The sequence below is a fragment of the Streptomyces sp. MNU89 genome, assembly GCF_020982505.1.
Taxonomy (GTDB): Bacteria; Actinomycetota; Actinomycetes; order Streptomycetales; family Streptomycetaceae; genus Streptomyces; species Streptomyces xinghaiensis.
The window spans coordinates 4,145,742-4,167,466 of sequence record NZ_JAJKLL010000001.1 but is presented as its reverse complement, the minus strand read 5'-3'; the positions used below and the strand labels follow the sequence as shown (position 1 = coordinate 4,167,466).

Annotated in this window: 18 protein-coding genes; 9 read left to right on the top strand and 9 right to left on the bottom strand. The window is 72.9% G+C overall.

The genetic code is table 11. The features are described 5' to 3' along the window. Positions 1-476: 476 nt before the first annotated feature. Together nagA and E4N63_RS17980 are read left to right on the top strand one after the other, a co-directional pair. Complete coding sequence (gene nagA / locus E4N63_RS17985; protein WP_230241162.1) at positions 477-1,724, top strand: N-acetylglucosamine-6-phosphate deacetylase; 1,248 nt, start codon at positions 477-479, stop codon at positions 1,722-1,724. Between the two features lie 181 nt (positions 1,725-1,905). Then, positions 1,906-2,952, top strand: a complete 1,047-nt coding sequence (locus tag E4N63_RS17980; RefSeq protein ID WP_230241161.1) for a PfkB family carbohydrate kinase — start codon at positions 1,906-1,908, stop codon at positions 2,950-2,952. 130 nt (positions 2,953-3,082) lie between these two features. Here E4N63_RS17980 and E4N63_RS17975 read toward each other — a convergent pair whose 3' ends face one another. Together E4N63_RS17975 and cdgB are read right to left on the bottom strand one after the other, a co-directional pair. Further along, complete coding sequence (locus E4N63_RS17975) at positions 3,083-4,105, bottom strand: carbohydrate-binding protein (protein ID WP_230241160.1); 1,023 nt, start codon at positions 4,103-4,105, stop codon at positions 3,083-3,085. Between the two features lie 392 nt (positions 4,106-4,497). Next, positions 4,498-6,168: a diguanylate cyclase CdgB gene (gene cdgB, locus E4N63_RS17970; RefSeq protein WP_125625791.1), complete on the bottom strand. Its 1,671-nt coding sequence runs from the start codon at positions 6,166-6,168 to the stop codon at positions 4,498-4,500. A 296-nt stretch (positions 6,169-6,464) separates the two neighbouring features. Between cdgB and E4N63_RS17965 the strand changes: the two genes are divergently transcribed. Continuing rightward, positions 6,465-7,016, top strand: a complete 552-nt coding sequence (locus E4N63_RS17965; protein WP_228429477.1) for a flavin reductase family protein — start codon at positions 6,465-6,467, stop codon at positions 7,014-7,016. Between the two features lie 273 nt (positions 7,017-7,289). On the opposite strand, the gene E4N63_RS17960 is transcribed toward E4N63_RS17965, so the two are convergent. Both E4N63_RS17960 and arfB read right to left on the bottom strand, forming a co-directional pair. Continuing rightward, positions 7,290-7,640 (bottom strand): hypothetical protein, encoded by a 351-nt coding sequence (locus E4N63_RS17960; RefSeq protein WP_230241159.1) that lies wholly within the window; start codon positions 7,638-7,640, stop codon positions 7,290-7,292. A gap of 403 nt (positions 7,641-8,043) precedes the next feature. Continuing rightward, positions 8,044-8,481, bottom strand: a complete 438-nt coding sequence (gene arfB, locus E4N63_RS17955) for an alternative ribosome rescue aminoacyl-tRNA hydrolase ArfB (RefSeq protein ID WP_230241158.1) — start codon at positions 8,479-8,481, stop codon at positions 8,044-8,046. A 197-nt stretch (positions 8,482-8,678) separates the two neighbouring features. Here arfB and E4N63_RS17950 point away from each other — a divergent pair, with 197 nt between their 5' ends. From E4N63_RS17950 to E4N63_RS17935, 4 genes are all read left to right on the top strand, one after another. Continuing rightward, the gene (locus tag E4N63_RS17950) at positions 8,679-9,254 is read left to right on the top strand and encodes a TerD family protein (RefSeq protein WP_019711265.1); all 576 of its coding nucleotides are present in this window, start codon (positions 8,679-8,681) and stop codon (positions 9,252-9,254) included. A gap of 240 nt (positions 9,255-9,494) precedes the next feature. Continuing rightward, positions 9,495-10,580, top strand: a complete 1,086-nt coding sequence (locus E4N63_RS17945; protein WP_230241157.1) for an S-(hydroxymethyl)mycothiol dehydrogenase — start codon at positions 9,495-9,497, stop codon at positions 10,578-10,580. Next, the gene (locus tag E4N63_RS17940) at positions 10,580-11,284 is read left to right on the top strand and encodes an MBL fold metallo-hydrolase (RefSeq protein ID WP_230241156.1); all 705 of its coding nucleotides are present in this window, start codon (positions 10,580-10,582) and stop codon (positions 11,282-11,284) included. The genes E4N63_RS17945 and E4N63_RS17940 overlap by 1 nt, the downstream gene beginning before the upstream one ends. A 180-nt stretch (positions 11,285-11,464) precedes the next feature. Continuing rightward, positions 11,465-11,962 carry a hypothetical protein gene (locus E4N63_RS17935; RefSeq protein WP_230241155.1) on the top strand — a complete coding sequence of 166 codons (498 nt, stop codon included), beginning with the start codon at positions 11,465-11,467 and terminating at the stop codon, positions 11,960-11,962. 75 nt (positions 11,963-12,037) lie between these two features. Here the strand turns inward: E4N63_RS17935 and E4N63_RS17930 are convergent, their stop codons facing one another. Together E4N63_RS17930 and E4N63_RS17925 are read right to left on the bottom strand one after the other, a co-directional pair. After that, positions 12,038-12,859, bottom strand: coding sequence for an intradiol ring-cleavage dioxygenase (locus E4N63_RS17930; protein ID WP_230241154.1), 822 nt, complete (start codon positions 12,857-12,859; stop codon positions 12,038-12,040). 441 nt (positions 12,860-13,300) lie between these two features. After that, on the bottom strand, positions 13,301-14,608 hold the full coding sequence (locus tag E4N63_RS17925; protein ID WP_230241153.1) for a triphosphoribosyl-dephospho-CoA synthase: 1,308 nt from the start codon (positions 14,606-14,608) through the stop codon (positions 13,301-13,303). A 280-nt stretch (positions 14,609-14,888) separates the two neighbouring features. On the opposite strand from E4N63_RS17925, the gene E4N63_RS17920 reads away from it, so the two are divergent. Then, the gene (locus E4N63_RS17920) at positions 14,889-15,905 is read left to right on the top strand and encodes a zinc-binding dehydrogenase (RefSeq protein WP_230241152.1); all 1,017 of its coding nucleotides are present in this window, start codon (positions 14,889-14,891) and stop codon (positions 15,903-15,905) included. Between the two features lie 563 nt (positions 15,906-16,468). Here E4N63_RS17920 and E4N63_RS17915 read toward each other — a convergent pair. Further along, a complete protein-coding gene (locus E4N63_RS17915) occupies positions 16,469-16,996 on the bottom strand; it encodes a GNAT family N-acetyltransferase (RefSeq protein ID WP_230241151.1) in 528 nt (175 codons plus the stop codon). A gap of 192 nt (positions 16,997-17,188) precedes the next feature. On the opposite strand from E4N63_RS17915, the gene E4N63_RS17910 reads away from it, so the two are divergent. Continuing rightward, positions 17,189-19,039, top strand: a complete 1,851-nt coding sequence (locus E4N63_RS17910) for a glycosyltransferase family 39 protein (RefSeq protein WP_230241150.1) — start codon at positions 17,189-17,191, stop codon at positions 19,037-19,039. A 143-nt stretch (positions 19,040-19,182) separates the two neighbouring features. Here E4N63_RS17910 and E4N63_RS17905 read toward each other — a convergent pair whose 3' ends face one another. Both E4N63_RS17905 and E4N63_RS31180 read right to left on the bottom strand, forming a co-directional pair. Beyond that, on the bottom strand, positions 19,183-19,680 hold the full coding sequence (locus E4N63_RS17905; RefSeq protein WP_230241149.1) for a lamin tail domain-containing protein: 498 nt from the start codon (positions 19,678-19,680) through the stop codon (positions 19,183-19,185). Between the two features lie 1,256 nt (positions 19,681-20,936). Further along, positions 20,937-21,446, bottom strand: coding sequence for a lactococcin 972 family bacteriocin (locus tag E4N63_RS31180; protein ID WP_230241148.1), 510 nt, complete (start codon positions 21,444-21,446; stop codon positions 20,937-20,939). Between the last annotated feature and the right edge of the window lie 279 nt (positions 21,447-21,725).

The following is a 21,725-nucleotide window of genomic DNA, read 5'->3' as shown; positions in this document are numbered from 1 at the left end:
GTCCGCGGCTTTCCCCGCACCCTGCCGGTGTCCTGCCGGTCCTGCCAGATCTCTTTCCGGTGTCTACTCGGTCTCTTCTCACTGTCTTCATGCCGTGCCGATCCGGTGCCCCCGGCCCTTCGGGCCGCTGCGGCTGCCGCGCCGGCTCCGCGCCGACGGACGGAATCGCGCATAAGGCATCGGACCGGACGCCGCCGTCCGTTATACGAACGCTTTACTCTACGAGGGTAAGTGGACTAGACCTGTCGGTGCCATCCGGGCGAGACTGTTTCCGTGAGACATGCCATCGCCCCCGCTCCGCCCGGCACCGGGACGGAAGCCGCTCCTCCCCAAGCCCGAGGCACGGCCCGCACCCGGGGCCGGGCCGGCCGGCGACCGCTCCCCCACCTCGTCCCGGCGGCCCCGGGGAACGCCGCGGGCCGCCCGGACGCGGGCCCGCCGGCCCGCATCCCCCTCTCCGCGGAGGTAGCCACCTGATGGCGACTCAACACGTGTTCACCGGCGCCCGCGTGGTGCTGCCGTCCGGCGTCGTCGAGAACGGGCGGCTGGTCGTGGAGGGCACCGTCATCGCGGACGCCGCGGCCGAGGACCCCACGCGCCCGGCGCTCCTCCCCGGCGGCAGCCCGGCCGGAGCGGCCGGACCGGACGGCCCCACCGGTCCCGCCGGTCCCGCCCGCGGCACCGCCGCCGACGCCACCACCCTGGACCTCACCGGGTACTGGATCGTCCCCGGCTTCGTCGACATGCACGTCCACGGCGGCGGCGGGTCCTCCTTCTCCGCCGGCACCGCCGAGGAGGCGCTGGCCGTGGCCGCCACCCACCGGCGGCACGGCACCACCACCATGGCCGCCTCCACCGTCACCGACCGCCTCGACGACCTCGCCCGGCAGGCGGCCGTCCTCTCCGAGCTCGTCGAGCAGGGCGAGCTGGCGGGGATTCACTTCGAGGGCCCGTTCATCGCCCCGTGCCGCCGCGGCGCCCACGACCCGGGGCTGCTCCGCGACCCCGAGCCGGGAGACGTCAAACGGCTGATCGACGCGGCCCGCGGCACCGCCCGGATGATGACCCTCGCGCCCGAACTGCCCGGCGGCCTGGACTCCGTACGGCTCCTCGCCGACCTGGGCGTGATCGCGGCCGTCGGCCACACCGACGCCGGATACGAGGCCACCGCCGAGGCCGTCGACGCGGGCGCCACCGTGGCCACCCACCTCTTCAACGCCATGCCCGGCCTGCACCACCGCAACCCCGGCCCCGTCGCCGCCCTCCTGGAGGACGAGCGGGTCACCGTCGAGCTGATCAACGACGGCGTGCATCTCCACCCGGCCGTGGTCGGCCTCGCCTTCAGCCGCGCGGGCGCCGGCCGCGTCGCCTTCATCACCGACGCCATGGCGGCGGCGGGCAAGGGCGACGGCCGCTACCCGCTCGGCGGACTGGAGGTCGAGGTGCGGGACGGCGTGGCACGGCTGGTCGAGGGCGGCGCCATCGCCGGCTCCACGCTCACCCTGGACACCGCCTTCCGGCGGGCCGTCACCCTCGGCGGTCTCCCCGTCGGGCAGGTCGTCCGCGCCCTGTCGGAGAATCCGGCCCGGCTGCTGGGCGTGGCGGACCGCGTCGGCTCGCTCGAAGCGGGCAAGGACGCCGATCTGGTGATCCTGGACGCCGAGTTCGCGGTCGCCGGCGTCATGCGCCGCGGGGAATGGGTGGTTGAGCCGGAAGTGGGCTGATTCCCCGCGCCGTTGACTCTCCGGCACCCGTCGTCCAGGCTGCGGCGAGCGGTTCGGCACACTGGGCCGGCCGCCGCTGTTTTGGCATGATCACCCCCGCACGAGTGAGCGACCGGCTCGACTCGGCCGACCGGGCCCGTCATCCCAGCGCGCCGGACCCGGAGGAGAGAAGGGGGACCAGGTGATCATCACCGTCACGCTCAACGCCGCCCTGGACATCACCTACCGCGTCCCCCGCTTCGCCCCGCGCACCGCTCACCGGGTCACCGAGACCATCGAACGCCCGGGCGGCACGGGCGTCACCGTGGCCCGGCTGCTGGCGGCGCTCGGCCACCGCACCGTCGTGACGGGCTTCGCGGGCGGCCCCACCGGCGAGGTGCTGCGCCGGCTGCTCGCCGAGGAGTACGGAACGGAGCGGTATGGAACAACGGAGCGGTACGGAGAGAAGGACGGGGAGGGCGACGGGGACACGGACGGGGGCGGCCGCCGCCCGGACCGCGCGGACACCCCCGGGGCCCCCGGTGCCGGCCGGGTCGAGGAGGCGCTTACCCCGGTCTCCGGCTCCACCCGCCGCACGATCGGCGTCGTCGACACCGCCACCGGCGAGGTCACCCGCCTCAAGGAGGCCGGCCCGGTCGTCACCCGCGCCGAATGGGACGCCTTCCACGCGGCCTTCACCGGGCTCCTCCCGGGCGCGGACGCCGTCGCCCTCTGCGGCAGCCTGCCCCCGGGCCTCCCGGTCGGCAGCTACGCAACCCTGGTGCGGGCCGCGCAGGCCGCGGGCGTCCCGGTCCTGCTCGACACCCACGGCGAACCGCTGCGCCGGGGCATCGCCGCCCGCCCCGACGTCGTCGCGACGACCGCCGGGGAGCTGACCGCGCTCACCGGCTTCGCCGAACCCGTGCGCGCCGCGCACGAGGCCCGGCGGCGGGGCGCCCGCGCCGTGGCCGCCTCGCTGGGCGGTGACGGCGTGCTCGTCGCCACGGCGGACGGCAGCCGCCGGGCGGCCCCGTCCCGGCCGCCCGGCGGCGACCCCACCCGGGCCTGCGAGGCGGCCGTGTCCGGGCTGCTCTCCGCCCTCGCCGAGGGCCTGCCCTGGCCGGAGCGGCTGAGCCGCGCGGTCGCCCTCTCGGCGGCGACCGCGACCGCCCCGGGGCCCGGCGAGTTCGACCATGCCGCGTACACGCGCCTGCTGCCGGACATCGAGGCCACCGAACATCCCCTGTGACGCCCGGGAAACGCACCGGCCGCCCCGGGGAACGGATCCCGGGACGGCCGGTGCGAGGAGAAGTCCTGCGGACGAGAAGCCCTGGGGCAGGGCCGCGCGGGGCGAGCGGGGCACGCGGGGCGGCCGGGGCTCAGTCCTTGATGTGGCCCTCCTTGAGCTGCACCCAGTCGAGGTTGAACTCGCAGCCCTGGCCCTCGCCGCAGGTGAGGTCAAGGGTGTTGGTGCCCTTGGTGAGGTTCACGTAGGAGTAGGTGGTGGTCCAGCCCTTGTCCCACTCGCCTTCCTTGGCGTTCGCCCAGTTCTTCAGCTCCTGCTCGCGGTCCTTGCCGTTGACGAGGAGCGTGGCCTTGGTGTCCTTGCCGGGCACGCCGTAGCCGATGTAGAAGGTGTACTTGCCCGCCTTGGGCACGTCGATCCGCCAGGTGGCCGTCGCCCCGGGCTGGTTCATGCCCGCGATGTAGGCCCCGCTCTTGGACCGGGCGCCCTCCACGTCGTTGGCGACGGTCGCACCGCCGGCGGTCTTCATCCCGACCGCGTCGAACTTGTCGGAGGAGAAGGGCTTGGTCTTCTTCTCCCCCTCGTCCTTGCCCTCGTCCGCGGGCTGGTCATTCCCGCCACCGTCGGCGGGGAGCGACTCCGAACTGCCGGCCTCCTTCTTGCCCTCGTCTCCGTCGCCGTTGGTCAGCATGGCGATGACGATGCCGATGACCACCACGGCGACCACGGCGATCGCCCCGATCAGCAGCCCCTGGCTGTTGGGCCCGCGGCCGCCGCCACCGCGGACGCCGCGGCTTCCGTGGCCGGCGGGAGCGGCGCGGCGCGGCGGGGCGCCGCCGGGCAGGGTCTCGGGGGCGGCGTAGGAGGTGTGGGGGCTCTGCGCGTAGGCGGCGGTCGGCTGGTCCGCCGGTGCGGCGCCGGGTCCGTAGCCGGGCCGCTGAGCGGCCTGCTGGCCGCCGTACTGGCGTTCCCCGACCCGGTGCACCTGGTTGTACGAGGTGCGGGGGACCCCGGGCTGCGCCGCGGGCCGGCCGTACTGAGCGGTTCCGCCGTCCGCCGCGCCGTTTCCGCCCCCGTCACCGCCCTCCGAGCGGTAGAGGTAGGCGAACGGGTCGTCGTTCTCGGGCGTGCCCGCGCCGTTGTTGCCGGCCGTCATCCCCTGTCACTCCCCAACTGGTTTCCGGACCACCGGCGCCGCGTCCACAGCGCCTGGACAGCTCCTATCAGCGGCGGGGCGGCCCGGATAAGGCCTGTGCTGTCCGGATGGTCAATGTTCACGATCGCGTTACCTCGGCCCGCGGCCGATCGATCGAGCCTACCCGCTCACCGCGGCCGCTGTTCCCGGTCCGTCGCCGCTCGCCGGGGCGCCGCGGAGGCGGCCCCGCAAAAGCCCCGCTCGCGGGCGTGCGGCGCTGTCCGGATGTGTCCAGTACCACCCGGACCGACCGCATCCGTACCGGCGGGGGACGGCACCGGCGCGGGGCTCGGGGCGAGGCCCGGGGGCGGTGACGGGATCGGTGCCGGGTTGCTCCGGGACCGGCCCCGGGGTCACCCCGCGCGGCGGTGGGCGCGCCCCGCCCGGGAGCGCTTCTCCACGTACATCCGCTGGTCGGCGGATTGCAGGACCTCCTCGGCGGACATCCCGCAGCCGGCCCAGCCGATGCCGAAGCTCGCCCCCACCCGCACCGCGCGCCCGTCCACCCGGATCGGCGGGATGATCGCGTTGCGCAGCCGGACGGCCAGGTCCTGGGCGTCCGCGCGGCCGAGGCCGTCGGCGAGGACGACGAACTCGTCGCCGCCGAGGCGGGCGACCGTGTCGCCGTCCCGTACGCCGTTGGTCAGCCGCCGTGCGACCTCGATGAGGACCGCGTCACCGGTGTGGTGCCCGAACCGGTCGTTGATCGATTTGAAGCCGTCGAGGTCGCAGAAGAGCACCGCGAGCCCCTTGGTGCCGTCGTCCGGCTGGTCCTCGGCCGGGGCGACGGTGTGGACGTGGCTGTCGAAGGCGCTGCCCGGCGGGCCGAAGGGGGCGTCGAAGCCGTCGGTCCGGAAGCCGTTCTCGTCGGTCTCGACGCCCGCGGCCGGTCCGTAGGCGTTGCCGGCCGCCCCGTCCAGCGCGTAAGTGTCGCCGTCCCGGGTGGGCGGGCGGTCGCAGAGCCGGGCGGAGAGCCGAGTGCGCAGCTCGGCGCTGTTGGGGAGGCCGGTGAGGGAGTCGTGGCTGGCGCGGTGGGCGAGCTGCAGTTCGTGCCGCTTGCGCTCCTCGATGTCCTCGACGTGGGTGAGCAGGAACCGCGGCCCGTCGGCCGCGTCGGCGACGACGGAGTTGCGCAGCGAGACCCAGACGTAGCTGCCGTCGCGCCGGGCCAGCCGCAGCTCGGCCCGGCCGCCCTCGGCGGAGGTGCGGAGCAGCAGCCCGATGTCGTCGGGGTGGACGAGGTCGGAGAAGGAGTAGCGGCGCATCGCGGAGGCGGGGCGGCCCAGCAGCCGGCAGAGGGCGTCGTTGGCGCGGAGCAGCCGGCCGTGCTGGTCGCCGCCCATCTCGGCGATGGCCATGCCGCTGGGCGCGTACTCGAACGCCTGGCGGAAGCTCTCCTCACTGGCGCGCAGGGCCTGCTGCTCGCGTTCCAGCCGGACGAGGGCACGCTGCATGTTGGCGCGCAGCCGGGCGTTGCTGATGGCGATGGCGGCCTGGAAGGCGTACATCTGCAGGGCCTCGCGGCCCCAGGGGCCGGGCCGGCGGCCGTTGCGGGGCCGGTCGACGGCGATGACGCCGAGCAGGTCGTCGCTGGAGGAGTACATCGGGGCGAGCAGCCGGTCGTTGGGGTGCCACTCGTCGGCGAAGCGCGGCTGGGGACCGCCGCTGTGCCACTGCGGTACGTCGTCGTCGTCGAGGATCCAGCCCTCGGTGTGCGGTATGAAGCGCAGCTCGCCCCAGCGGGTGCCCATGGAGAGGCGGCGCTCCCAGGCGGTGCGCGAGCCGACGCGGCCGGCGAGCAGCGCCTCGGCGCCGGCGCTGCCCGACACGGCGGCGACGACGAGGTCACCGTCGGGCTGGACGAGGTTGACGGCGGCCAGCTCGTAGCCGAGGCCGGTGATGACTCCGTCGGCGACGGCCTGCAGGGTGTCGGCCAGGCTGCGGGCGGTGTTCAGGTCCGCGACGACACGGTGGAGCTGCCGCAGGGTCGCAAGACGGACGTACGGTTCCGACTCGGCCTCCATCGATTGCACTCCCCGAGACCTCGACAGCAACTCCAGGATCTTGTCGTCTGATTGCCACGGCCACTGAATCACAGCGAGCTGCCCACCCGGTACACAGGGTCAACAATTCCCGGCTGCTGTGACTCATGTCACATGATCTTTCGGTGTATTGACGCTTGCGCCGGTGACGGGCCGTCTGCCCTGCCGATTCCTTCCTGAACGCAAATCCCCCCGGCGGGCATCCGCCGGGGGACCTAGGTCCCGGACGGTCCCCGCGCCCGATGTGGGCGCCTCGGGCGTCCGGATAGCGTGCGCACGTGCAGCAGACTCCTTCATCCCCCGCAGCGATCATCCCTCATTCTGAAGGGGTGAGTGACGACGAGTTCCGTGCGGCCATGGCCCGCCTGACGGCCGGCGTGGTGCTGGTGACGGCCCGCGACCCGGAGGAGGGCCCACACGGGGAGGACGTGGGCATGACAGCGACGGCCTTTATGTCGGTGTCACTTGACCCACCGCTCGCGATGGTGAGCGTTCGCAACGACTCCCGGATGGAGGAGTTGCTGGAACGGCAGCCGCTCTGGGCCGCCTCCGTACTCTCCGAAAGCCAGCGGCAGACAGCCGGGCGATTCGCGATGAAAGGGCGCATCAGCGACAAACTTCTCTTCCGGGATGCGCCGCACACCCGCGGCGAGGCATCCGGGGCGCTGCTCGTCGACGGCGCCCTGGCCGCCGTGGAATGCCGTACGGAGCAGCGCGTGCGGGCCGGGGACCACACCCTGGTGATCGGCCGGGTGATCGGCACCCGGCTGGGGCCCGACGGCGCCGGGCCGCTCACCTATTTCCGGGGACGCTACCGGCGGCTGGGCTGAGCGGAGCGGGCCGCCGGCCGGGACCGGGTCCGAGGTGCGCATTCCGGCGCGGGACGCGCACTGCACCGGAATGGGCAGCCGCCGGAACGGGCGGCCCTGCGGTCATTCCCCGATGGCGCGGGCGGGGCCACAGCGGCATTCACCGGTTCAAGCGGCCGGCCGTGCTCTCCCGTCCGGCCCCGCCGGACCCGGAATTACCGATAACGCATTCCGGCGTGGAGACCAGGTACTGGTCTCCACGCCGGAATGACATTGTTGCGAGTCGCTTCTTTGTCAGACCGCGGGCACTGCCACCGGGGTGAGGAGCCCGATCAGCGCGAGCAGAACCTCGTCACTGGCACCAGTGGTGAAGGTCTCGGTCTCGGTCTCGGGGGCGTAGTTGACGGCGATGTTCTCCTCGCCGATCTGGCAGATGGTCTGGTTCTGGCCGGCCGTCTGCTCGAAGTCCCCGGGCGGGAACGGCGCCAGCTGCGCGGTGTTGCCGCAGTTCTGCGCGAGGGCCACCACGTCCTTGATCTTGTAACCACCGTCGTAGCCGTCGTTGGCGGCGGCAGACGTCGCGGAGCCCGCGATCATGGCAGCCGCGGCAAGCGACAGGAACGACAGCTTGGCTGTTGTACGCATATTGTTCTCCACTTTCCGCCTTCCCCGTTGGAAGGGCCGATCGAGTTCTATCACTGCCTCAGCAGCTCTTCCGCTTAACCGACACAGGGAAATTCGACATCGATCGTGGACTTCATACGGATGGCCGAACATCTGCCCGGAGAGGGCTCTTCCACCTACTTCACCCTTATCAACCGAGGGTAATTAAGCCCCCCAACAACCCGCTCTCAACGTGGAATTCAGGGCAGGACGGAAGTCCGCCGATCCGCTGATTCCATCGACCGATCGGCGGAATACGGCAATTCTCGGAGTGCGGGTCCAGCGGCGCCGTGCGAGCGTGGGTCCCCACGGCTGCCCGGGCGGGAACGGCCGGTCCGGCCGGAGAGGCCGGCGGGGCCGCGGCCCGGTGTGGTCGGTGGTGAGGTCAGTCCCAACCGCGGCCGCTGCGGCCGCGTTTCGTGTCGCCGCGCTGCTTCTTGGCCCGCAGCCGTCGTTCGTTGACGCCGCGCGGGATCTTCGTCTTCCGGCGCGGGCGGGGCGGGGGCGCGGTGGCCTCCGCGAGGAGGGAGGCCATCCGGACGGCCGCGGTCTCCCGGTTGCGCCACTGCGAGCGGTGCTCGGAGGCCCGTACGGTGAGCACGCCGTCCGTCAGCCGGTCGGCGAGGCGCTCCAGGGCCCGCTCCTTCCACACCGGCGGCAGCGCTTCCGTCGCCGCCAGGTCGAAGCGGAGCTCCACCTGGCTGTCGCTGGTGTTCACATGCTGGCCGCCAGGTCCCGAGGAGCGGGAGAAACGCCACTTGAGCTCAGCCTCCGGGAGGGAGACCGAACCGCGGATGACATGGGGACCGGACATATGTGCCATGATCCCCCGCCCGGCGGCGGCCGTCACCTCCATTTCCCGCCCCGGCCCACCGGCGCTTTCCCTCCGCCGGCCGGGGCGCGGAACCGTAACGAAGCGGAAGCGGCTGGAACCCGGCGGGGCCGTCCCCGCGTTGTGGAGGATGACGGTGGCTTCACCTCCGGGCGAAGCCCGACACACTTCGATGAAAGGGACATCCCATGGCTGTAAGCCTGTCCAAGGGCGGCAACGTATCGCTCACCAAGGAGGCACCGGGCCTGACCGCCGTCACGGTCGGCCTCGGCTGGGACGTCCGCACCACGACCGGCACCGACTTCGACCTCGACGCGAGCGCCATCGCGGTCAACGCGGCGGGCAGGGTCGTCTCCGACGGCCACTTCGTGTTCTTCAACAACAAGGCCACGCCGGACCAGACCATCGTCCACACCGGTGACAACCGCACCGGCGCGGGCGAGGGCGACGACGAGCAGATCAACGTCAACCTCGCCGGGCTTCCGGCCGAGGTCGAGAAGATCGTGTTCCCGGTGTCGGTCTACGACGCCGAGGCCCGCAGCCAGAACTTCGGCCAGGTGCGCAACGCCTACATCCGCGTGCTCAACCAGGCCGGCGGCTCCGAGATCGCCCGCTACGACCTGAGCGAGGACGCCGCGACCGAGACCGCCATGGTCTTCGGCGAGCTGTACCGCAACGGCGCCGAGTGGAAGTTCCGCGCCGTCGGCCAGGGGTACGCCTCCGGTCTCACCGGCATCGCGCAGGACTTCGGGGTCAACGTCTGACCCGCGGCCTCCGCCTCGCACCGCGCCTCGGTCGGCCCCGGTAGCGGGCCCGGCACGGACGCGGAGAACGGCAGCGGCCCCCGGCCGGGTCACCGGCCCCGGGGGCCGCTTCGCGTGCCCCGCTCGCTCACCCCCCGTACGGCCGACCGGCCGGACACCGTCCGCCGGGCCGTTGGACGCCCCTCCCGCCGGGTACGAGTGAAGCGCGGGGCGGCCGAACGGTGAGAGAGAGGCGGTTATATGGCTCAGGAAGTGCGAGGCGTCGTGGCCCGTGCCAAGGGGGAACCCGTCGGGGTCGAGACGATCCTGGTGCCGGACCCCGGGCCCGGCGAGGCGGTGGTGCGGGTGCAGGCCTGCGGGGTCTGCCACACCGATCTCCACTACCGCGACGGCGGAATCAACGACGAGTTCCCGTTCCTCCTCGGACACGAGGCGGCCGGGATCGTGGAAACGGTGGGCGAGGGCGTCACGGACGTGGCCCCGGGCGACTTCGTGATCCTCAACTGGCGTGCGGTGTGCGGTACCTGCCGGTCCTGCAAGCGCGGCCGCCCCTGGTACTGCTTCAACACCCACACCGCCACGCAGCCGATGACGCTCGCCGACGGCACCGTGCTCACGGCCGCGCTGGGCATCGGCTCGTTCGCCGAGAAGACCCTCGTCGCGGCCGGCCAGTGCACCAAGGTCGATCCCTCGGCCTCCCCCGCCGCCGCCGGGCTGCTCGGCTGCGGTGTGATGGCGGGGCTCGGCGCCGCCCTCAACACCGGGCAGGTGGAGCGGGGCGACACGGTCGCCGTCATCGGCTGCGGCGGGGTCGGCAGCGCAGCCGTCGCGGGCGCCCGGCTGGCCGGCGCCTCGCGGATCATCGCGGTGGACCTGGACGAGCGGAAGCTGGAGTGGGCGACCGGCCTCGGCGCCACCCACACGGTGCACGCCGGCACGGCCGATGTCGTCAAGAGCGTCCAGGAGCTGACCGGCGGCTTCGGCGCGGATGTCGTCATCGACGCGGTGGGCCGCCCGGAGACGTACCACCAGGCCTTCTACGCCCGCGATCTGGCCGGGACCGTCGTCCTGGTGGGTGTTCCCACACCGGAGATGGTGCTGCAACTGCCGCTGCTCGACGTCTTCGGACGCGGCGGGTCCCTCAAGTCGTCCTGGTACGGGGACTGCCTGCCGGAGCGGGACTTCCCCGTGCTCATCGACCTCTATCTGCAGGGGAGGCTCAACCTGGACGCGTTCGTCAGCGAGACCATCGGACTGGACGACGTCGAGGCCGCGTTCGACAAGATGCACCGCGGTGACGTGCTGCGCTCGGTGGTGGTGCTCTGATGACCGCTTCTTCCCCCGGTTCCTCCGGTTCCTCCGGTTTCTCCGGTGCCCCCGGCGATGGCGCGCCCACGCCCGGCAGGGCGCGGATCGACCATCTCGTCACCTCCGGCACCTTCTCGCTGGACGGCTCCACCTGGGAGGTGGACAACAACGTCTGGCTGATCGGCGACGAGCGCGAGGTGTACGTCATCGACGCGGCGCACGACGCGGAGGCCGTCATCGCCGCGGTCGGCGGCCGCCGCCTGCTCGGGGTGGTCTGCACGCACGGCCACGACGACCACATCGACGCGGCGCCCGAGGTGGCCGACCGCACCGGCGCCCCGATCCTGCTGCATCCCGACGACAGGGTGCTGTGGGAGATGAGGCACCCGGACCGCCGGCCCGACGGCCCCCTCGCCGACGGGGACACCCTGACCGTCGCCGGCACGGAACTGCGTGTGCTGCACACCCCCGGGCACAGCCCCGGGGCGGTCTGCCTGTACGCGCCCGGGCTGGGCACCGTCTTCTCCGGCGACACGCTCTTCCGGGGCGGGCCGGGCGCCACCGGGCGCTCGTACTCCTCGTTCCCGACGATCATCGAGTCGATCCGGGACCGGCTGCTGACCCTGCCGCCGGAGACGGTGGTCCGCACCGGGCACGGCGACCCGACCACGGTGGGGGACGAGGCACCGCAGCTGGAGGAGTGGATCGCGCGCGGACACTGAGGCGCACGGCGGCGGGGTGGCGGGAGCGGGCGGGAGCGGGCCGGACGAGCACGCGGCGGGCTCTGGAGGGCTTCGCGCGGGTCTGTGATCCGGGCCGCGGGCGGTGGCGCGCGTCCTGGTCGGTTCCGGCCGGGGCTGAGCCGGGCCGGGGCGGGTCCCCGCCGTGGGACCATCGACCATGTGATCGACCTCGGCTACTCCCTCTCCCGCCGCTTCCCGGACCCACCGCAGACGGACTACCGCACCGCCGATGTGCGGACCCTGCGGCACGATCTGTTCTGCGGCGACGTCTACATCGCCGACACCAAGGCGGACCAGGAGCTGTCCACAGCCTGGGGATGGGTGCCCGTGCTGGACTTCGCCTGGGCGCTCTGCGACATCGTCGAGCAGCTCGACCGCGATCCGCGCGGCAGCCGTTCGCACCGCCGGCAACATGCCGAGCTGGACTTCACCGAGTCCGCGGACCGGCTGCTCTTCGAGCGGCGGTTCGGCTGGGTCGACATCGGCGCCGACTGGCAGCCGGCCGGCGAACCGCCGCTGACCTTCGGCCACTCGGCGCTGCGCCGGGAGACCCGGGACTTCCTCCAGGACGTCGTCGCGGACCTCACGGATCTGCACGAAGGGCTCGCGGACAACCCCGTCGTCTGGGATCTCCTGGCCCGCTTCCCGCGCGTCTGAGCAGGCCCGCACGGCCCGTGGCACGTGTGGCCGGCGGCCCTCCGGCCCGTCCCCGGCACCGACCGCCGACCGCCGTTATGCGTTGACGCCGATCGTCAGCGTCGCCGCGTAGCCCTCGGCCGGCGAACCGCCGAGCGGGGTGAGCGTGAGGAGGCCGGAGGCCGAGCCGCCGCCGTCGTAGACGCCGTCGTCGTACAGATGCGTCTCGGGAGTGGTGTTCTCCCGGTACGGGCCGGCCGACTGGACGCGGTCGTTGGTGTCCGGGTCGAAGTAGAGCTGGCCGGTGTGGACGATCTCACCACCGGTGTACGAGCCGCCGGCGGGCGTGATGTCCGTGTGCACCCGCAGATGGGCGTGGACGGCGCGGGCGGTGTAGTGGCCGGGCCAGATGGAGACCAGCTCGACCTGGCCGTTCTCGTCGGTCACCGCCCCGCCGCGGCAGAAGGTGCCGTTGTCCTCGCCGGGGTGGCCGTTGCGGCCGACGAAGCCGGAGTACTCCCCGAGGTGGTCGGCGTGCCAGAGCTCGACCAGCGCGTCCGGGAGCGGGGCGCAGCCGGCCGACTGGTCGACGACGGTGAGCAGATAGTGCACCGGGAAGCCCGGCCGGTCCTCGCTGATCTCGTTGCGGATCAGCGCGCCGGGCAGCGCGTAGGGGCCCTCGGTGACCTCGGCGGTGAGCGAGCAGACGCCCAGCCCGGAGGCATCGCCGGCGGAGCCTGCCGCGCCGGCGCCCCCGGAGGACCCGCCCGCCGAGGCCATACCGGCCAGGCCGAGACCTGTGGCGGCCGCGGCGGCGGAACCGCCGATGATGACCCGGCGGCGGCTGACCGGGCTCTTGCGCCGGTGTTTGCCTGTGTTCGCCCGCCGGGGGAACGGGAGTTGAGGGTTGTCTGTCATGGGCACGAAAGTAGAGCACACCGTTGAGCGGCCTTCATCGTCCCCCCGACTTGCGGACAACGGCACTGGTGGACGCCTGCCTCCGCGGGCTCCGCTCCACGGCACCGGCATCGGCACCTGCTCTTGCTCTTGCTCTTGCTCTTGCACGGGCTCCGGCTCCGGCTCGGCCCAGCCGGCCGTCCGGGGCGGGGTGCGGGGCGGGGCGACCGTCCGCCCCGGGTGTTCGGGGTGGCGGCCTTCACCGCACGGGCGGCCGGGGTCACGCCGGAGGCGGGCACCCGGCGCCGACGGCCGACGGGCCTCCGCGAAGGGCGGCGCCCGGGATCTCAGCGGTCACCGGCGACCGGGACGGCGGCGGGCGCGCAGGGGCCGGTACAGGAGGTCGGGGGCGGCGCGAGGCGGTGCTGGGCGGAGTGAGGGTGTTCACCGGCGTCACCCGCATCACCGGCGGCCCCGGACCCGGGCCGCAGACCCCCCGCCCGGCGCTGCGGTGCCGGGCGCGGCGGTGCCCGCCTGCTCGGCGTAGAGGGCGCCGGCCAGCAGCGGCACGCCTCCCGCGGGGCTCAGCGCATGGGCGCGGAGGTCGGCGTCGAAGGCGGCCAGCGCCTCCCGTCCCGTCCGCGTCGCCGTACCGCCCGCGTCGAGGACGGCGCGGGCACCGGACTGGACCCGGCGCAGGCCGTGCGGGCCCGCCTCGTACAGCACGCGGGTGTCCTGCAGGGTGGTCATGACGGTGAGCAGGGCGTCGAGCCGGGCGCAGGACTCGTCCGCGCCGGTGTCCCGGGCGACGCGGAGCGCGTCGAGCGCCCGGCGCACGTGCGGCAGCCCCGCCCGTGCCTCCTCGCGCGCCCGCCGCCCCGTAGCGCACCGAGACCGCCGAACCCGGGGAAGGGCGGAGGGGCGCCCGGTCGCGGTGCGCCGCGAGGCGTTTGACCACGGCGCCGAGTTCGCCGGGCGCGGCCCCGGTTCCAGCGCCGACGCCGCCACCAGCAGGCCGAGCACCCAGATCGCCCCGTGGTGCGCCCTGGTGCCGCAGGCGGCGCGCCGCACGGTCCACTCCGTGGAACGGCCGATGGCGCCCAGTTCGGCGCGGAGTTCCGGGGTGGGTTCACCGGTGCGGCGCGCGGCGGCGGCCATGGCCGTGAGCCCGGGGGCGAGGGCCCGGGCGGCCCAGCGGAGCGTGCCCGGATCCGGGGCGGCGGGGCGACGGGTGCCGCGGGCGCGGACGCCGGGGTCCTCCCCGGTCTCCCCGGTGTCGCGGGCCGGGGCGTCGGACCGCCGGGTCGTCCCGGCATCACGCGCCTCGCCGGCCCGTGTCCCGGGGCTTTGGCCACCGTGCGCCCGTACCTCGGGGCTCCGGGCGTCGTGCGCCCGTACCCCGGGGCTCCGGCCGTCGTGCGCCCGTACCCCGGGGTGCCGGGCATCTCCGGTGGGGGCGTCGGGCGCCCCCGTGCCGGGAGCTCGTCCGTCGCGGACCCGCGCCCCGGGGTCCCGGCGGCCGACGGCGCCCGTGTCCGGGCTCGCCGCACAGGCGGTGCGGGGCTCCCGGTCCCGTACGTCGGCGGCCCGGGTACCGGGGTGCCGCGTGTCCGGGTCCCGGGTGTCGGTGAGTCCGGGTTTCGGGGTGAGTTCCACCACCGCCACGATCGCCCGGACCGCCGTCTCCGCGAGCCGTGTGTCCCGGGCATCCGTGAAGCGGCCGCGCCGCCCGCCGCCTCCGTCCGCCCCACCGGCCACCGACAGTGTCATCGCCCCTCCCGCCCGTCCTGCCCGGCCACCCCGGCCGCCCCGGCCGCCCAGCCGCCCGTCCACCCGGTCGCCCGGCCGCCCATCCGCCCGGCTCGGCGGATGTCCGCCGGTGACGCGATCTTGGAGGCCGGCGGGCGTCCGGGCAACTCCCGGACCGGAGAACTCACCCGGGGCCGCTTGACCTCACCCTTGGTTGAGGTCGAAGAGTGGGCCCACGGGGCGGGAGGCGGCGCAGTCTCCGCCCCGCCACCGACCGTTCACCCAGCACCCGGGAGTGCCCATGCTCGCGATCCGTCAATACGCCTTCGGGCCCGCCGGGAACCTGCTGCCCGAACAGGTCCCGGACCCCGTCCCCGGCTCCGGAGAGGTCCGTATCGCCGTGGAGGCCGCCGGAGTGCATCTGATCGACACCGCGATCCGCTCCGGCGCACAGGGCGGGCCCTTCCCGCTGCCCCGACTGCCCATGACACCGGGGCGCGAGGTGGCGGGCACCGTCGACGCCCTGGGCGAGGGGACGGACCCGGACCTGCTCGGCCGCCGGGTCGTCGCCCATCTCGGGCAGGCGTCGGGCGGTTACGCCGAGCTGGCCGTCGCCCCCGCCACGACGCTGCACACGGTCCCGGACGGGCTGACCGCCGAACGGGCCGTCGCCATGATCGGTACGGGGCGTACCGCCATGGGCGTGCTGGAGACGGCCGCGCCGACGGCCGCCGACACCGTGCTGATCACCGGCGCCGCGGGCGGCCTCGGCACCCTGCTGGTCCAGGCGGCACACCGGCGGGGCGCCACCGTGGCCGGTGTCGCGGGCGGCGCCGCCAAGGCCGACGCGGTGCTCACCAACGGCGCCGACGCTGCCGCCGACCACACCGTCCCCGGCTGGCCGGAGCGGCTGCGGAAAGAACTCGGCGGCCGCGAGGTGACGCTCGTCCTCGCGGGCACCGGTGGCGAAGTGGCCCGCGCCGCCTTCGAGTTGCTGGCACGCGGCGGCCGGCAGTTCGTGTACGGCTGGATGCCGGACGACCCGCTGTACCCCACGCCCGGGGAACTGGCCGAGCGCGGCGTCACCTCCGAGGCCGCCGTCGGGCCGCGGCTGCTGAACCGGCCCGGCGGGCTGCGCCCGCTGGAGACCGCCGCCCTGGAGGCGGCCGCGGCCGGGCATCTCGTCCCGGCCGTCCAGCCCTTCCCGCTCGCCGAGGCCGCCGCCGCCCACCGGGCGCTGGAGAACCGGGCCACGCTGGGGAAGGTCGTCCTGGTCCCGGACACCGGACGGGCAGGCCGCCGCCCCCGCACCGACTGACGGACGCGGGGCACGGGCACCGGACGGGACACGCCCACGGAGCCGGAACGGGCCGGGGACGCCGGGCGTGCGGGGAGGTCGGCGGCCGTGGTGCGGGCGGGCGATCGGTGGGGCGGTGAGGGGCGCGGGCACACTGGGGAGGCGTCGAGTCGCTGCCGGGGCCTTCGGCGTCGACGCGCTGTTCGCCCGGGAACCGACCGGGCCGAGGGCGCCCGCCGAGCCGGGCAGCCGCGGTGCGCGCCCGAACCGGGCACGAGCGGGCGCAGCGCGCACCGGACCGGGGAAGGCCCACGCGCCGGGCCGGGTTGGCCGAGCCGGGACGGGCTGAGCCGGAAGGCAGGCGTGGCCCGGCGTCGAGGTGGCCGCAGCCGAGGCGTCGAGGGAGCAACGCGGTTCGTCCGTGCGCGCTGCGGCGGACGGCCGGGGCGGGGAGGGGCAGGGACCGACCGGGCCTCCGCTCTCCGCCGCAGGGCAGGGCCCATCGCCGGGATCGCCGGGATCGCCGAACCCCGGACCGCCGGACTACCGGACTACCGGACCACCGGACCGCCCGGCGCCCCCGTCTACCCGACCGCTTCGGCCGCCCCGGCCGGCCCCGCCGCCTGCGATACCTGCACCGCCTGCGCCACGGCCAGACGGCCCAAGGCGTCGCCGGTCAGGCGGTAGCCCGTCCACTCGCGCATCGGCACCGCGCCCAGCGCCTCGTAGAAGTCGATCGACGGCGTGTTCCAGTTGAGTACGGACCACTCCAGGCGGCCGTAACCGCGCTCGGCGCAGATCCGGGCGAGTTCGGCGAGCAGGGCCTTGCCGTGGCCCCGGCCGCGCGCCTCCGGGCGGACGTACAGGTCTTCGAGGTGGATGCCGTGCACCCCCTGCCAGGTGGAGAAGTTGAGGAACCAGAGCGCGAAGCCCTCCACCACGTCGTCCGTCTCCGCGATGTGCGCGTAGGCGGCGGGGCGGTCGCCGAAGAGCGCGCGGTGTATGTGCTCCTCGGTGGCCCGCACCTCGTGCTCCGCCTTCTCGTAGACGGCCAGCTCACGGATCATGGCGACGATGGCCGGGACGTCGCCGGCCGTGGCGGTACGAATCATGGGACCAACTTACGGGGCGCGCCCGGCGGGTCACCGGGCCGTCACCGTTCGTCGCCATAGGCGGCCCTCCTCGGCCCTCGCGGCTCTCCGCAGCCCTCCCGCAGGTCGTACATCCGGGGGCGGAGCGCGGCCCGGGGGAAAGGTCCGGCCGCCGGAATGAACCCACGAGCCGTTCCACCGCGTCCCCTCTCCGTGACTTCTCCCCGGGAGGACGCCGTCAGCCGGCGAACCGACGCGAGCAACGCGCAGCCCGAGACGGCCGGAACGGCCGGTGCGGCGGGCTCCGGTCGGGTCCTGCCGGAGCAGCGCTCGGCACCGGCTGCGTTACCGCAACCGCCCGCCCCGGGGCCCGGGTCGCCGTCGGGTCCCGCGTCACCCTTCTCGCCCGGCAGCAGCACCACTGGCACCGCCGCCACCACCACCGCCACCGCCGCGGCCACCGCCACCGCGCCCCACGGCCCGGCCCGCAGCCTCCGCGTCCGCTCGGCGGCCGTTCTGGCGCCCGCCGCCGTGGCCCTGCTGCTCGGCCTCTGGGGCGTCCGCCGGGAGAACAGCATGTGGCGGGACGAGTCGGTGACGTACCAGGTCGCCCACCGCGAACTCCCGCACATCTGGCACCTGTTGGGCGAGGTGGACGCCGTCCACGGCCTGTACTACCTGCTGATGAAGGCCGTGTTCACCGTCTGGGACGGCGGGCTCGTCGCGCTGCGCCTGCCGTCCGTGCTGGCGACGGCCCTCGCCGCCGCCGGTGTCGCCGCGATCGCCCTCCGGCTCGCCGGGGCACGGGCCGCCGTGTTCTCGGGGACCGTCTTCGCCGTCGTCCCGATGGTGCAGCACTACGCGCAGGAGGGCCGCTCCTACGCTCTGGTCTGCGCCGCCGTCACCTGGGCCTGCTATCTGCTGCTCCAGGGTGTGGAGGGTGGCGGTGCCCGGATCTGGGCGGGCTACGCGGGGGTGTTGCTCGTGGCCTGCTGGCTGCACGAGTTCGCGATCCTGGTCCTGGCCGCCCACGGTGTGACGCTGCTCCGTTCCGCCGCGGCCCCCGCCGCGCGCCGGGCGTGGCTGATCGCCTCCGGATGCGTCGGCGCGGGGGTTCTGCCGCTGGCCCTGGTGAGCGCCGGGCAGGCGGAGCGGCAACTCGGCTGGCTCGGCCGGCCGGGACTCGGCACGTGGCTGCTCTTCTTCGTCGTGTCCGCGGCAGGCTGGGCCTGCGCGCGGGCGCTGCCGTTGCTGCCCGAGGGGCGGCAGGGGCAGCCGGGACAACGGGAAGGGGGACAGGAATGGGAACGGGGACGGGAACAGCCAGAGCAGCCGGAGCGACCGGAGCTTCCGGAACAGATATCCCAGCCCCCGGGGTCCGCCGTCGGCGCGACCGCCCTGGCGCTGCCGCTCCTCGTCGTCCCGGCTGGACTGCTGATGACGGTCTCCCTGGTCAAGCCCTGGTACGTCGACCGCTACGTCCTCTATGGCATGACAGGTCTCGCCCTCCTCCTGGGCATCTGCCTGGCCCGCGTCACGGAGCCGATGGTCCTGGGGCGGCTTCTGCCCCGGCGCCCGGCCCGGATCGCGGCCGTGTGCGGCTGCGCGGCGGGGCTGCTCGCCGTCCTGCTCCCGTGGTCGCTCCTCGTCCGTTCCCCGGAGAGCCGCAAGGACGACGTGGTGGCGGTGGCGGACGCCGTACGGGAAGTGGCGGGCCCGGGCGACGCCGTGCTGTTCATGCCCTCCCGCCGCCGGGAATGGCTGCTCTCCTTCCCCGAGGTGCGTGCCGGTGTGGAGGACCTGGCGCTCCGGCAGGGCCCGGCTGCCTCCGCGACCCTCCAGGGCACGGAACTCCCGGCGGACGAGATCCGCCGCCGCATCCTTGCCGCGGACCGCATCATCGCCATCACCGACCCGGAGGGACAACCGCTCGACGTGTTCCGGGGCGAGGCCGTGAAGCGCGAGACGCTGGACGCCCACTTCCGCCGCTGCGAGCCGGTCCGGGTGCACGGCGCGCAGGTCGTCGTCCACGTCCGCTCGGGCAGCTGCGGCGCACCGGACTGACCCGGACCGACCCGCACCGACCCGCGCGGACCGTGGCCGGGCGAGGGGACGGAACGAGGCGGGTGCCGCCGACGAGGACTCGGCGGCGCAGGGTCGCCTGCCGGCTGGAGAAGGACCACCGGCCCTGACGGGAACCGTATGTATCAGTGGAACCGTATGTAGCCGTTGCGGTCGGGATCCGAGCCGCTCCTGGTGTACGCGTGGACGTCCGACCGGCTGCCGGAGGGCTTGTAGAGGTAGATCGTGTCGCGGTCGTTGTTCCAGAGGAAGTTGCAGTTGTCGCGGTAGACCACGTTGTACTTGTCGGAGTCGGTGCCGTTGCCGCCGCGGAGCTTCACGTAGTCGCCGGGCTGCAGGTAGTGGTTGGCGGTGAAGGCGAAGCGGTGACCGGCCGCGTCCTTGACCACGTAGTTCCTGAGATTGATGGTCGCCCGGGACGAGTAGTTCTTGATCGTCAGGTACTCGTCACGGGTGTTGCCGGAAGTGCAGCTGTTGGAGTCCCGGCCGGGTGCGTCGTACTGGACTCCGCGGATCTTCAGGGCCGAGCTGTACTCGGCGGCCTGGGCCTGAGCCGGTATCAGTACGACGACAGCGCACGCCGCGGCGGCAGCAGCGACGGCGGTGCGGACACGCTTGTTCAAGGAGGTCCCCCCTCATGGGACAGAACCGCGCCTCCCCTGGCGCGGCGGGGGCCCAGGATTGCCCACGAAGCACCCGGCTCCCGGGCCGATCCGCCATCTGTTGCGAAATCCAGACATCAACGGCCGGAACCACATGCCGGGGCCCCGGCCCTCCCCGATCCCCACCCGGCACCCCGTGGACGCCAAACGCCCCGGACTGTGAATCGTCCGGGGCGTTCTCGCTGTTCAGGGCTGGAGCCGACTGTCGGGTTCGAACCGACGACCTTCGCTTTACAAGGTCGGGCAATCAACCGGGGCACCTGCGTGGAGGGCTCGCGCCGCGGGAAGGCACGTCCGTAAGAGCGCGCATGTGACCGCCCCTGTACGGGCACGTTGCCGTCAACTACCACCGTCACCCACAGATCCACGGGTGGACACAAGTGCGTGCGGCGCCGGAATTGCCGAAAAGTGCGGCTAGAGTACTGGACTCCAGAAGGTCACACAGAGGTCATGTCCCCTCTGGCGCGGAGTTCGTCCGACCCCGAGGAACGAGTACGCCGAGCGTGCCACCAACTCCAGATTGTGTGACCCACTAGAGCCAATGCAACAATGCCTGCGACGAACCGAATCAAATTCCAAGTAATGACGATAGCCGGATCTTGCCCATGCGCCTCTACGGTCAGCCGCATGGAGGTCTCGTAAAAGGCTACAAGCGGAACGACCAGTCGAAATAGGAGGCCACCAAGACCCGGCACTCGCGCCAGGTTACCCAAGAGTCCCATAGGCCCCCCAAGCGCGAAAGCGGCCACTCCCCACACAAGAATCCTGGAGAGAAGCCCCTCACTGGAGGCGCCAGATTCCATTCCAACCGGGGCCAGAGGGCTCATATCCTTAAATAGATAGTATGTGACCACGCCAATAGCCAACCCCGAAGATGACAGCAACGCTGACTCTAGTTTGGATCGGCGAAAATACCCCACCAAGAATGCAAAACTGGCCCACGACCACCCACCGGAAAAAACGACATGTAGGGCGACACAAATGGGGTTGTCCCATTTTCCGGCAACGGGACCCACTATACCAAGTAGCAACCCCGCCCCGAGAGACGCTGCAAGCGGAGCAACGCGAGTGCGCGGAAAATGCACGATTTCTCTTCCCCGTTCCGGGATTAGTTTAGAGCTGGAAGGGGTGCGCCACTCAGAGGGCTGTGCCCCCCGAGTGGCGCACCAACCTACCCCACCCATCAAGGAGTCACCGCTTGATGCGGCGGTGAGAACCTACTTTATGCTGTAGTAGGTTTTGCAGGTATAGGCTAGACCAGCCGTGCGGTTAGCATTGGCAGTCCTGCCGGCTCTCACCCAACCACTGGAATCATCACCGCCGCCGATCTCCACTGAGGACGCATGCGTCTTCGTGTTGTGGTAGTAGTTCGAGTAGCAGTACTTACCGTCGCCCGCGGACCAGTACCAGCCGTAACACCATTGCCCGCCACCGACATTTTTGCAGACCTCCGACATCGGCTTAACGGAGTCCGCCGAAGCGTCCATCTCGATCTCCACCACACCCCATTCAGAGGGGTTACCCAGGCTTGCCGGCGGCTCCGTGCCGTCACCGCGCTTGTGGATGGTGACCTGACCGACCTCGGAACCATCCACGGCGACGACAGTGCCGTCCGCGGCAACGGTCGCAGCCTGAGGGCCGCCTGCGGCAGCCGGCGTAGCGAGGCCACCTACTGCGAGTACCACGCTCGCAAAGCCGAGAGCTAACGACTTACTGGATATCCTCACGAGATTCCCCTCCTCAACCCCCCGCACGGGAGTCCCGCAAAGATCTTCAGCGAGTGAATGGCAGCAGTCAACAGCCTCGACAATGAGTGCCCGAAAAGCATCCCCCGCCTAGTTCATGGACCTAATGGCCAAAAATCACATCCCACCGTGAACTTTGGCCCACACCGCCCCATTTTGCCGCCCGGCCATGGTGGCCTCAATGTGACCAACTCCTTTGCACAAGCACCGTCCTGATGGCTTAATCCTCCCTTTCCGCAGAGCTCGCACCCACAGAGTCCA